We start from the raw sequence: 12,042 nt of genomic DNA, 5'->3' as shown, positions 1-12,042 counted from the left end.
TCCCGCGCATGGCCCCGCGCGCGCCCAGCGCGATTTCGGCAGCAGTACACCCTTTCGTGAACAGCGTAACAATAGCGCCGCACGACCGCTCTAACAGCTACGGACCCGACAAACGGGATCTTGATCTGAAATGGAGTATGACATGACACTGATGACACCGACCCTCACACTTGGTGCAACGCTGGCCTGCGCGCTTTCGACAATGGCAATGACGCCCGCGCATGCTCAGGAAGGCATGGAAAAGTGCTTTGGCGTGGCGATGGCCGGCCAGAACGATTGCGCGGCCGGGGTGGGCACGACCTGCGCTGGCACGTCGAAAGTCGACTATCAGGGAAACGCGTGGAAAATGGTTCCGGCAGGCACCTGCAACACGATCGAACTGCCTGCAGCCGCCGATGGTACCGCGCGCGCCGGTGCGCTCGAAGCATTGGATCGCGACGTTCCTGCATAACAAAAATTTGGGCGGGGGATCACCTTCCTCCGCCCGGATCCCTTTTTCGGAGGATCGTGATATGCCCCTACCACCTGATGCCGGTCTCAGTTTCAAGCCCGAGCATTTCGAGGCGATCCGCGCCACTGCGCCTGCATTGGGCTTTTTCGAGGTCCACGCAGAAAACTACATGGGTGCAGGCGGCCTGCCGCATGCTCAGCTTGGCCAATTGCGCGTCGATTACGCCCTGTCACTGCATGGGGTCGGCCTGTCCATCGGCGGCGCGGATGCCCTAAATACCAATCATCTGGCGCGCCTTAAGGTGTTGTGCGACCGATACCAGCCCGACAGCTTTTCCGAACATCTGGCTTGGTCCAGCCACGGCGGCGATTACCTAAACGACCTTCTGCCGCTGCCCTACACCGAGGAAACGCTGGCGCAGGTCTGCCGCCATATTGCGCAGGTGCAAGAGGAACTGGGGCAGCGGATGCTGCTGGAAAATCCGTCAACCTATGTGTTGTTTGAGCAATCGACGATCCCCGAGACCGAGTTTCTGGCCGAGGTGGTGCAGCGCACCGGCTGTGGCCTTCTGCTGGATGTGAACAACGTCTTTGTTTCGGCCACCAACCACCGCACCGACCCGCTGGCCTATCTGGCAGCCTTTCCGCTGGAGGCGGTGGGCGAAATCCACCTTGGCGGGCATAGCGAGGAAGAGCTGCCGTCCGGCCCGCTGCTGATCGACGCGCATGGCAGTCCGGTCGCGGGTCCCGTCTGGGCGCTTTATGGTGCCGTTCTGGACCGTACCGGGCCGATGCCCACGCTGATCGAGTGGGACAATGACGTGCCAGAATGGTCGGTCCTGATGGCCGAGGCGACGCGCGCGCAAGCCGTGTTAGACCAGATGAAGGAGGTGAGCCGTGAACGCGTATCCTGACCTCGTTTCGGCCTTCGCGACCGGTTTGATTGATGGCGGCCTGCCGCCCGGTTTGACGGCCCGGATGCCGGACGAAGCCGCGCGCCGCTTTGCGGTCTATCGAAACAACGTCGCTACCGGTCTGGGCGGCGCGCTGGCAAAACGGTTCCCGGTGATTGAGCGGCTTGTCGGCGACGAATTCTTTCGCGCTATGGGCCGGGTCTATCAGGACGCCCATCGTCCGAAATCGCCGGTTCTGCTGGAATGGGGCGACACGTTTCCGGGCTTTCTGGCTGAATTCCCGCCATTGGCCGACTACCCCTATATGGCCGATGTGGCGCGGATCGAGGTGGCACGCGGCCGCGCTTACCACGCCGCCGACGCTGACCCCATCGCGCGCGACCTCCTGATTGTAGGCGCGTCAGACCCCGAAAACGCACAGTTTGGTCTGCACCCGTCAGTTCAGGTCCTACGCCTGTCGCATCCTGCCGTCAGCATCTGGACCGCGAACCAACCCGGCGCCAACGGACAATGCCCGACGCTGGCGGGGGAAGAGATCGCCCTGATCCTGCGCGACACGGGGTATCAGGTGCCGGTCATGGCAATCGGGGCCGGCGATGCGACACTGATTAACGCCTTGCAGGACGGCCAAACCCTGCTGATCGCGGCCAAACTCGCGGCCTTTGCCGACGCGGGCCACGACCCGCAACCCATTCTGGTCCGCCTGATGCAGGCGGGCGCCATCACCTTGCCAAAGGAGACACCATGACCGCCTTCATTCGCCATCTGAACAGCCTATTCGACCAGATCCCGCATGACATTGTGACGCTGGCCTTGCGCATTTTTCCCGCGATGGTGTTCTTCCAATCGGGCCGCACCAAGGTGGAAGGCCTGTTCAGCATCAAGGACTCGACCTGGTTTTTGTTCGAGCATGAATACGCGCTGCCGATTATCCCGTCAGATCTGGCAGCCGTTCTGGGGACAACCGCCGAACATGTTCTGCCGATCCTGCTGATCCTAGGTCTCTTTACCCGTTTCGCGGCCCTCGGGCTTCTTGGGATGACGGCGGTGATCGAGATATTCGTCTATCCAGATGCCTGGGTGACGCATGGTCTCTGGGCTGCTGCCTTCCTTGCTGTGATTGTCCTGGGGCCGGGGCGGTTGTCACTGGACAGATTGTTCAGGCTGGACGGGCCGAGGGCGCGCCGGGCGCTCAATCTGGAGCAGGTCACATGATGCGCGCCCTTGCCATCGGGGTGATTGCCTTGACCCTATTTGCGGAGCAAGCCACGGCAGATGCCAGTCGTTTTGCCGCAGAATGGCCGCAGACGGATTTCACCCGCAGCCTGATCGACTTGGACGAAGTCAAATCGGGCGGACCGCCAAAGGACGGAATCCCGGCGCTTTCGGGCCCCGGCTTCATCGCTGCGGCGAAGGAAACCCGGCTCGATCCGCGCGAACCCGTCCTGACCTACGCGCCCGAGGGGCAAGTAGCCCGCGCCTATCCGATCCGCTATCTGATGTGGCACGAGATTGTGAATGACACCGTCGCGGGCCGCCCTATCGCCGTCACTTTCTGCCCCTTATGCAACTCCGGCATGATCTTTGACCGCCTTGTTGCCGGGCAGGTTCTGACCTTCGGCGTCTCGGGGCTGTTGCGCAATTCCGACATGGTGATGTATGACCGCGAAAGCCAAAGCTGGTGGCAGCAGGCCGTTGGGCAAGGCATCGTCGGAAGCCAAGCAGGCGCCGAGTTGACCCAGTTGGTCAGTTGGATGGAGAGCTGGGACGCGTATCGTACCGACCATCCCGATGGGTTGGTGATGAAGGAGCCTGACTGGCGCCGCAACTACGGGCAGAACCCCTATGTCAGCTATGACAGTTCAATCAGTCCATTCCTCTACAGCGGTGAAAACCCGCCGCATGGCGTTGATCCACTGGCCCGCGTACTGCGCGTCGGTAATCGCGCCTGGCCGCTGGACCGGCTCCGCCGCGCCGGACGCGTGACCGAGGCGGGGGTGACGATCACATGGACGGAGGGCCAAGCCTCTGCGCTAGATAGCCGCGACATCGGCGCGGGGCGCGAGGTAGGCAACGTCCGCGTGGAGGACGCCAACGGACGGGACGTCGCGCACGACATTCCCTTTGCGTTCGCGTTCCATGCGTTCTTTCCGAATGGGCAGTGGATGCTGGATAAGTGAATGAACAATATCTTCGGATATCTCGCGCGGCGACGTCCTGAGATGTCTGCCGTCAGGCCAACCGCGCGACCGTGGGTCCTGTCCGCGCTTGGGTTTCAGGCACGGCTGGTGTTTCTGGCGGTCCTTGGCCCGTATTTCCTGATTTCAGCCGCCAGCAAGATCGGCGGAAGCGATCTGTCCATCGGAGCGGATGTGGCAGGCACCTTTTTGTCGCTGGGCGCGTTCTATAGCCTGGCGCCAGTTCAGCTTGGGGTGGCTGGCGGCGCTCCCGCGATGCTGTCATTTGCCGTTTGGATAGCCGTTCATGGGTTGGTTATGGCCGAGGCGCTGTTGCCGGTGCTGCTGGTGGTCGGGCTTGCCACCCGGTTTGCGGCCTTGGGGCTGATCGGTCTGATCATCATCACCTCGGCCATCGATGTTTTCGGCCATGGCGCGCCGCCTGAAGCAGTGGGCGGCCTGTTTGATGCCAGCCCATATGACCAGATCCTTGATCTGCGCCTCTTGTGGATCATGCTGCTGACGGTTCCAGCAGCGCTTGGCGGTGGTTGGCTGTCGATTGACGCCGCGCTTCGCGCTCGTCGCCGCAGGCGCGCAAACCGGTCGTTGACTGGCGTTCCGGCCAGATGGTTGACGTAGTTAGAGAAGGCCTTGCAGGTGTTGGCCAGAATGATGCCCAGAATTCGCTGGTCGCTATCATCGGCAGGCACACCCGACACCTAATCGGCCAGCATCGAATGCAAGGGGTGCAATCGTGGAAGCGGCTGATAACAAGGAAGACCACCTCCTGCTCCGCTGGCGTCAAAACCTGCCGTTTCGCCGTTCAAATATATAGACTAACCATTCTGCAAATTGACTTCGCGCGAAGCACTACCTATTTCCAGAATAATCAGTTCAGAAATAAGGGACGCTATGCCCGAGCAACGTCTGCGTGGAAGACCGCGTGGCTTTGACGCCACCGAGGCCCTCGAGGCCGCGACATCCGTGTTCTGGGCCAAGGGCTATGAAGGTGCGTCGGTCGACGCGCTGTGCCGCGCCATGAACATGCCCCGCGCTAGCCTCTACCAACTCTTTGGTGACAAAGAGCGTCTGTTTTTGGCGGCAATAGATCATTACGCAAAGACACACCTCGAACCGCTGGCGCAGAGCCTTGGCTCAATCGGCGTGCTTGAAGATGACCTAGAAGCATTCTTCGACCATGTCGTCACCCTTGCGACGAGCGATCCATCAACGCTCGGCTGCCTTATTTCCAGCGTTCTGTCAGATGCGGCCGGGACCAACCCGCTATTCAAGGCGGAACTGGACCGACGGTTTGCGGCCCTCGAAGCGCGCCTGTCGGACCGGCTGCGCCAGTCCACCTACAGGCTGGAGGCGCCAGCCGAGGTTATGGCAGTGGTTTTGGCCTCGGTAGCGCGCGGGCTGACATTGCGGGCACGTTCTGGCAAGTCTGCCACCGAACTTCGCGCAGTCGGTCGTGCCGCCGCGCGCGCGTTTCTTCACCCAGTTAGGGAATGACGCCTGCAGATGCAGGAACAGCTGTAATAGTTCCGGGTTTCATTTGTCAACACCGCAGACATCGCCAAGAAAAGGAACTGCTACCAGTGAAACGCAACATTCGAATGCAGTGTCCGCGGCACGTAATCGCCAGCCAAATTTCACAAAGCAGCGGTTCCATGACTGGAGACGGGGATGATTGACGCGGCCCTTCTGCCCATACAGCGGCGTGTGCTGACGCCGCCCGCCCGCTGGCTGGCTGCGCGGGGCATCCACGCCGACCATATTACGCTTGTTGGCTTTGCGGTGGGCGTGCTGACGGTCCCGGCACTTGCTATTGGCGCCTATGGTCTGGCGCTGGCGTTTCTGGTGGTGAACCGCCTCGCCGACGGATTGGACGGCACTGTGGCGCGGATGTCGCGTCCCACTGATCGCGGCGCGTTTCTGGACATCGCACTCGATTTTGTGTTCTACGCGCTTTTTCCGCTGGGTTTTGCCTTTGCGAGCCCGGACAAAAATGCCCTGGCGGCAGCCGTGCTGATTGCGACATTCGTCGGAACCGGATCGTCATTTCTGGCGTTCGCCTCGATTGCGGCCAAGCGTGGGGAGCGTGCTGCATCCTATCCGACCAAGGGCATTTACTACCTAGGCGGACTGACCGAAGGCTTCGAGACCATAGCGATTTTTGCAGCAATGTGTCTGTTTCCGAAAAGTTTTCCCGTGCTGGCCTACGGGTATGCCGCCGCCTGCGCTTTGACCACCATCCTGCGCTGGCGTCAGGGCTGGCTGGCATTTTCACCCCAGAAACCCTGATTAACAGACTGTAACAAAACATCGGCGCGGCTGTCCTTATCCTAGGATTATCCGCCAGACACCGGAGACTGCATGAAATTCCCCCTCGTCCTTGCCCTGTCATTGCTCGCAACTCCGTCCTTGGCCGATTGGCAGCAGACTCTGGACGCCGCGCGTGGCCAGACCGTCTATTGGAACGCTTGGGGAGGCGACGCGCGCACGAACGCCTTCATTGCCTGGGTGAGCGAACAGACCGAGACGCTCTATGACGTGAGCGTCCAGCAAGTGAAACTGACCGATACCGCAGAAGCCGTGACGCGCGTGATTTCCGAGAGGACTGCCGGTCAGGACACAGGCGGCAGCGTGGATCTGATCTGGATTAACGGGCCGAACTTTTTGGCGATGAAGGAACAGGGCCTGCTGCACGGGCCATTTGTCGGCGATCTGCCCAATGCGCGATACCTGAATCTTGGACCGACCTCGCCCGCGTCCATCGATTTCACCGTGCCGGTAGAAGGCTTAGAGAGCCCGTGGCGACTGGCCAAATTTGTCTTTACTTACGATTCCGCCCGCGTGGCCGAACCGCCGCGCAGCATGGCAGATCTTGGCGCGTGGGTGGCAGTCAATCCGGGGCGATTTACCCATCCCGATCCGTCGAACTTCATGGGGTCAACCTTTCTAAAGCAGGCGCTGATCGAACTTGCGCCGGACGCGAGCGTTCTGCAGCAGCCCGTCACGGACGCGGGTTTCGCTGCGGCAACCGCCCCGTTCTGGGACTGGTACGACGCGCTGCGCCCGAACCTGTGGCGCGGCGGCGAAACCTATCCTGAAAACCAGTCGGTGCAGCAGCAACTGCTGAATGATGGCGAAGTGGATATTGGGATGTCCTTCGATCCGGCCTCGACCGCCGCCGCGATTGCGGACGGCCTGCTACCCGATAGCGCGCGGGTGTTCGTGCCCGAAAACGGCAGCATCGGCAACATCAGCTTTGTCGCGATTCCCTACAACGCGGCCAATGCCGAAGGGGCAGAGGTCGTGGCGAATTTCCTGCTGGACCCTGCGGCGCAGGCCCATATGCAAAATATCGAGGTGCTGGGGTCGTTCTCGGTGCTGGACCCGTCATTGCTGGATGATGCCGCCAAGGCCGCATTCGCCGCCCTGCCGACTGCTCCTTCGCTGCCGACCGTCGCCGAACTTGGTCCGACGCTGCTGGAGCCCCACGCAAGCTGGATGACCCGGCTGACCGCGGAGTGGGCGCGGCGCTACACAAAATGAGGCATGACGGCCGCCTTTTGCGTGCCGTCGTTCTGGGGGTGGTCGGGCTTGGACTGATCGCCCCAATTGCCGTTGGCCTGTGGCAAACCGGGCGCGCTGCCTTTGGCATCTTGCCCGCTCTGGGGAGGGACATGGTATCGCTGGCCCCGTGGCACGAACTGGCGGACCTGCCGGGCGTTGCAACAAGTCTGCGCCTGACGCTGGTCACCGGTTTTGGGTCCACCCTGCTGTCACTGATGCTGGCGACAGGATTTTGCGCTGCCGTTCATGCCCGAATGAACCCGTCGGTGGGCGCGCGGATGCTGACTCCGTTTCTGGCCATTCCCCATGCGGCAATGGCCGTGGGGCTTGCCTTTGTCCTTGCCCCGTCGGGCTGGATCGCACGGATGATGGCCCCCTTTGCCGGGTGGGAGCGCCCGCCGGACATCGCCACCGTGAATGACGGCTGGGGCCTTGCCCTGATGGTCGGGTTGATGGTCAAGGAGGTGCCATTCCTTTTGCTGGTGATCCTGTCAGCGCTCAGTCAGATCCCCGTAGCCCGCCACGTCGCGGCAGGGCGCGCACTTGGCTATGGCCGCGGGGTCGTGTGGATCAAGATTATCATGCCGCAGGTCTGGCCTCTGATCCGGCTGCCGGTCTGGGTGGTGCTTGCCTATGCGCTGTCGGTTGTGGACATGGCGATCATCCTTGGGCCGTCGAACCCGCCTACGCTGGCGGTGGCGGTGACACGCTGGTTCACCGACCCCAACCCCGCGATGATCCTGCCCGCATCGGCAGGGGCTATTCTGCAAGCGGTGATCGTGGGTCTTGCGGTGGTTCTGCTGATAGTTGCCGAGGCTTTGGGCAAGAGGCTGGGTCGCTGGTGGCTCAGGCGCGGCGGTCGCGGACTGCGGGCAGAACCCGGACTATGGGCAGCCAGCGCAGGGGTGACGGCGCTGATGGCGCTCGGGGCGCTGGCGATGGTATCGCTTGTCGTCTGGTCGCTGGCTTGGCGGTGGTCTTTTCCGCAGATCCTGCCAGAGAGTTGGTCGCTGAAACCTTGGACGAGCGCGCAAGACGGTTGGATTCGGGCATTGTCCAATACGCTGCTGTTGGCCGGGGCGACGGTAGGCTTGTCACTTGCACTGGCGATTGCGTGGCTCGAGGGTGAGGATCGCGCCCACCGCACCCGCGCACCCTGGGCCGAAGCGCTGATCTATCTGCCATTGCTGATCCCGCAGATCGGATTTCTTTTTGGTCTGAATGTGGGTTTCTTGCAGCTTGGCCTTTCGGGTGGGATCTGGGCCGTGATCTGGGCGCAGGCGTTGTTTATCTTTCCTTATGTGATGATTGCGCTGTCGGACCCCTGGCGCGCACTGGATCCGCGCATGATCCGTGCCGCCGCCGCACTCGGGGCCGGGCCGGAGCGCAGGTTGTGGGCGGTCAAGCTGCCGGTGCTGATCCGCCCAATCCTGACCGCCGCCGCCATCGGCGTAGCAGTGTCCGTGGCACAATACCTGCCGACCCTGTTCATGGGCGCGGGCCGCGTCGCGACGCTTACCACCGAGGCGGTTACCCTGTCGTCCGGGTCCGACCGCCGGGTAACGGGGGTCTATGCGACCCTGCAGGCCGGGCTGCCCTTTGCGGCCTATCTTGCCGCATTCATGATCCCCGCGATAGTCCACCGCAACCGTCGCGCCCTGTCAGGAGCCACCGCCGCATGAGCCTTGATCTTGACGCACTCTCCATCCGGTCGGCCCATGGCACAGCGCTTTTTCAGCCGCTGACGCTGCATGTCCCGGCGGGCGGCCTGGTCACGGTGATGGGTCCATCTGGGGTTGGGAAATCGACGTTGCTGGACGCCATTGGCGGACATCTGGCGCATGGGTTTCGTATGTCGGGTGCCGTGCGTCTGAACGGGCGCGACGTGACGGGCTTGCCCGCCGAGGCGCGGCGGATCGGGCTGATGTTTCAGGACGCGCTGCTGTTTCCGCATTTGTCGGTGGGCGACAATCTGGCTTTCGGCTTGCCCCCTGGCCTGCGCGGCCGCAAGCAACGGCGTGCAGCAGTGGAAGCTGCACTGGATCAGGCCGGGCTGGCGGGACTTTACGAGCGTGACCCTGCTACGCTGTCTGGCGGGCAACGCGCCCGCGCGGCGTTGATGCGCACCCTGCTGGCTGAACCTGCAGCGCTGCTTCTGGACGAGCCGTTCTCGAAGCTAGACGCCGGGTTGCGGGGAGAAATGCGCAGCTTCACCTTCAAGCATGTGAAATCGCGCGCTGTTCCGACACTGATGGTCACGCATGATCCCGATGACGCAGCAGCCGCCGGCGGTCTCGTCGTTGCGCTGAAAGGGTTGATGGCGCCATAAACGCTATAATCGCAGTCGGCCTACTGTCACCGGCACTCTGCGCTGTGCGTGATGCTTCGCGCTCTGGCCGCTCAGGCGCTACGTCGCTGATCCGCCCAACGGCGCCAGACTAGGCGCAGGTTCAGCGGACCATTCCAACAGATGAGGGTCGAAGCCTGTGACCAGATCCGGTTTCACGATCTGGAAATACGGCGACAGGTCGAAATCGCGCGGCGCGAACAGCGAATGATGCCGAATATGCAGGATTTCCCGCCGTGCAAATTTTGATCCCTTCCGCGCCTTTACCAACCGTACATCGGGCAGGATTGGATAGTGGACGGACTGAAACGCCCGCGCGATCAGCGACGAACAGATCGCCCGCGTCGGATCGCTTGATCCGATGGCCAGCATGCGCCTGCGCCAGCGCACCGGAACAGGGGGCGTTGGAAACAAATAGCGCAAAAGATCGAAGACGTTGCGCAGATCGTATTTCAGGCCTACTCGCACGGCCATGAACTCCGTCACGGCTCGGCGTTCCTCAGATTTCAGGCCGACGGGGCGGCAGATCCGTGTGTTGAAGCGCGCATATTTCGACAGTGGCGCCGACACGCAGCCTTCGCTCAGATTGACCTCTATCAGCCGGTGTGACTCGGCGCCTCCCGGGGTTTCTGGCAGGGTATCCCCCACATACATCGCGGCATGGGACCATGTAGATTGGGTCAAGTACTTGATGGCATTCGAAACTCGCTCCTGCCCCTCGACCAGAAGAACGTCGCCGGGCCGCAGCGCGCGACACAAGGTTTCAAAGTCGGATGGCGTGAAGGGAGTATAGCCGACACTCGCGCGGTTAAGGTAGGCGGCCAGACGCTGCCCGATCCTGCTCAGCAGTGAATCGCAGCAATCTCGTAGAGTGACGGCCATCCAGCACCTCCGTTTGACATGTCTTAGTCTTGTTAAGCAGACACCCGTTGCGGCGAAATGTTACAGACTGGCGCGGCAAATATCGCCCTCGCAGCAAATGGCGGGAATCGGGCGACCCGTCGCGCGCATCAATGTCAGGGCAAGCGCGACGCCTATGATGATCGCCGCCCAGCTCGGTAGCGCATGGGGCGACAGCGCCGGCAGGGCGAACAGGATCAGCCCGTCATTACCACCGGGGATCAGCGCGGCGCCTGCGCCCATCGCGATCCCGGCCATGGCGTGGCGCAATGCGGCCGCAGCGCGGATACGGCGCAACCGAAACGAGCCGCGCAACGCGGCAGAGCCGACCATTCCAAAGATCGCCGCCCCCGAGACCAGCCACAAAACCGTGCCGTTGGCGCAACCGGACAAGGGGGCCGCCCCCACAGTGCAGAGCACTGTCGAGGTGAAAGACCACGTCGACCCAAGCGACAAAAGTCCGAAATTTGCCATCGCCAGCAATGTGACCGACAGCGACAATGGCCACTGGGCCGCTCGCAATTGCCCCCATCCCTCGGCGTGCAGGCGGCGCAGAATGTGCAGGCCCTGCCACAGCATCCACGGCCCGATGGCGACCAGAAACCAGACCGGAGCGCCCTCTGCCAAGGTGGGTGCTGAGTGCAAATCGGGCCATAACAGATGCACTCCTGCCATCCCAAGGGGCCAGCCCGCCAGCGTGAACAGCATGACAACATGCCCATCGCCCAATCGAACCAGCGTCGAAAAACTACACGCCCCGTTCGCTCCGGCCCCAAGACCGAAGATCAGGCCGCCCAGCACACCGGTTAAGCTCATCGGCCAATGCCGCATTGCAATGCCGTCCGTCAGCGTACCTGCAATCGCGGCAAGGCCGAACACCCAAAAAGAGGCCTTCAGAAACGACCACAGAATCCAGCCGCTGCCTGAGGTCATCACCTCTGCCACGCCCTTGACTGCGCATAGCCCGGCCCGATGCGCCGAGACCCCGAGGATCACGCCCATGAGCAGGGACAAGGGCAAGTATGATGTCATGGGACCTCGGCGCGGGCTGGCTCACTCTGGCTTAGTTGGCCAGGTGGTCAGAGGTGAAAACCATGTCGTCGCCCGCGCCCTGGTGGCAGGCGATACAACCTTCATCCATGCCCTTGGCCACTTGTCCGGCCAGTGGCATGCCGTCTGGCATCTGGTCGAGCGTTCCATCGGGCAGGTATTTGGCCCAGAACCAGTCGCCGTCTTCGGGGTCATAGCCCGCCTCGCGGCGAAACATGATTGTATAAGCAGCCAGATGTGTATCCGGGTCGCGCAGAACCTCATCCTCGGTCACGCCTACGGGACCGAAGTTGCGTTTTACGATCAGGTCGCCCTCGTGGCCGTTGATCGTGGCAGTTGCATAGAACGTCTCAAGCATCATGCCATGCGGGTCAGTTCCCTCATAGGGCGCGGTTCGGATCATGTTCGGCCCGGCCAGTTTGCTGTCCTGTAGGTAAGCCCAGATCTGTCCGGCATAATCCGTGTCTGCGGCAGAGCCAAATGGCATGTCCTGCGCCATGGTCGCCGTGCCACCCAGCGATAGCACCAGCGCGCCAACTATTAATGATCGTTTCATTTGATATCCTCCCGTTTGACCTCTTCTAGTGACCATTGCGGGCCGCTTGTGTTTCGCTGCGGCGCT

Annotated in this window: 14 protein-coding genes; 11 read left to right on the top strand and 3 right to left on the bottom strand. The window is 62.1% G+C overall.

Going from position 1 to position 12,042, the window contains the following annotated elements; genetic code table 11:
* Positions 1-142: 142 nt before the first annotated feature.
* From MK6180000_RS02645 to MK6180000_RS02595, 11 genes are all read left to right on the top strand, one after another.
* The gene (locus MK6180000_RS02645) at positions 143-451 is read left to right on the top strand and encodes a BufA1 family periplasmic bufferin-type metallophore (RefSeq protein WP_138933320.1); all 309 of its coding nucleotides are present in this window, start codon (positions 143-145) and stop codon (positions 449-451) included.
* Between the two features lie 61 nt (positions 452-512).
* Positions 513-1,364, top strand: coding sequence for an MNIO family bufferin maturase (gene bufB / locus MK6180000_RS02640; RefSeq protein ID WP_138933319.1), 852 nt, complete (start codon positions 513-515; stop codon positions 1,362-1,364).
* A complete protein-coding gene (locus MK6180000_RS02635) occupies positions 1,348-2,112 on the top strand; it encodes an HvfC/BufC N-terminal domain-containing protein (protein ID WP_138933318.1) in 765 nt (254 codons plus the stop codon). The genes bufB and MK6180000_RS02635 overlap by 17 nt, the downstream gene beginning before the upstream one ends.
* The gene (locus MK6180000_RS02630) at positions 2,109-2,579 is read left to right on the top strand and encodes a DoxX family protein (RefSeq protein ID WP_138933317.1); all 471 of its coding nucleotides are present in this window, start codon (positions 2,109-2,111) and stop codon (positions 2,577-2,579) included. Before MK6180000_RS02635 ends, MK6180000_RS02630 begins: the two co-directional genes overlap by 4 nt.
* Complete coding sequence (locus MK6180000_RS02625) at positions 2,579-3,544, top strand: DUF3179 domain-containing protein (RefSeq protein WP_138936307.1); 966 nt, start codon at positions 2,579-2,581, stop codon at positions 3,542-3,544. The genes MK6180000_RS02630 and MK6180000_RS02625 overlap by 1 nt, the downstream gene beginning before the upstream one ends.
* Positions 3,545-4,180, top strand: coding sequence for a hypothetical protein (locus MK6180000_RS02620; protein WP_138933316.1), 636 nt, complete (start codon positions 3,545-3,547; stop codon positions 4,178-4,180).
* 273 nt (positions 4,181-4,453) lie between these two features.
* A complete protein-coding gene (locus MK6180000_RS02615; protein WP_138933315.1) occupies positions 4,454-5,056 on the top strand; it encodes a TetR/AcrR family transcriptional regulator in 603 nt (200 codons plus the stop codon).
* 174 nt (positions 5,057-5,230) lie between these two features.
* A complete protein-coding gene (locus tag MK6180000_RS02610; RefSeq protein WP_138933314.1) occupies positions 5,231-5,848 on the top strand; it encodes a CDP-alcohol phosphatidyltransferase family protein in 618 nt (205 codons plus the stop codon).
* Positions 5,849-5,920: 72 nt separating this feature from the next.
* A complete protein-coding gene (locus MK6180000_RS02605) occupies positions 5,921-7,102 on the top strand; it encodes an ABC transporter substrate-binding protein (protein WP_138933313.1) in 1,182 nt (393 codons plus the stop codon).
* On the top strand, positions 7,099-8,805 hold the full coding sequence (locus MK6180000_RS02600) for an ABC transporter permease (protein ID WP_138933312.1): 1,707 nt from the start codon (positions 7,099-7,101) through the stop codon (positions 8,803-8,805). The genes MK6180000_RS02605 and MK6180000_RS02600 overlap by 4 nt, the downstream gene beginning before the upstream one ends.
* Entirely contained in the window at positions 8,802-9,452 is a 651-nt protein-coding gene (locus MK6180000_RS02595) for an ATP-binding cassette domain-containing protein (protein ID WP_138933311.1), read from the top strand. The genes MK6180000_RS02600 and MK6180000_RS02595 overlap by 4 nt, the downstream gene beginning before the upstream one ends.
* A 78-nt stretch (positions 9,453-9,530) precedes the next feature.
* On the opposite strand, the gene MK6180000_RS02590 is transcribed toward MK6180000_RS02595, so the two are convergent.
* The 3 genes from MK6180000_RS02590 to MK6180000_RS02580 are packed head-to-tail and all read right to left on the bottom strand — an operon-like array spanning position 9,531 to position 11,976.
* The gene (locus MK6180000_RS02590) at positions 9,531-10,352 is read right to left on the bottom strand and encodes a C40 family peptidase (protein ID WP_138933310.1); all 822 of its coding nucleotides are present in this window, start codon (positions 10,350-10,352) and stop codon (positions 9,531-9,533) included.
* A gap of 60 nt (positions 10,353-10,412) precedes the next feature.
* Positions 10,413-11,402, bottom strand: a complete 990-nt coding sequence (locus MK6180000_RS02585; RefSeq protein ID WP_138933309.1) for a YeeE/YedE thiosulfate transporter family protein — start codon at positions 11,400-11,402, stop codon at positions 10,413-10,415.
* 31 nt (positions 11,403-11,433) lie between these two features.
* Positions 11,434-11,976, bottom strand: a complete 543-nt coding sequence (locus MK6180000_RS02580) for a hypothetical protein (protein WP_138933308.1) — start codon at positions 11,974-11,976, stop codon at positions 11,434-11,436.
* Positions 11,977-12,042 lie beyond the last annotated feature (66 nt).

This window comes from Roseovarius arcticus (assembly GCF_006125015.1).
Classification (GTDB): domain Bacteria; phylum Pseudomonadota; class Alphaproteobacteria; order Rhodobacterales; family Rhodobacteraceae; genus Roseovarius; species Roseovarius arcticus.
This window is presented reverse-complemented; position numbering and strand designations above follow the sequence as displayed.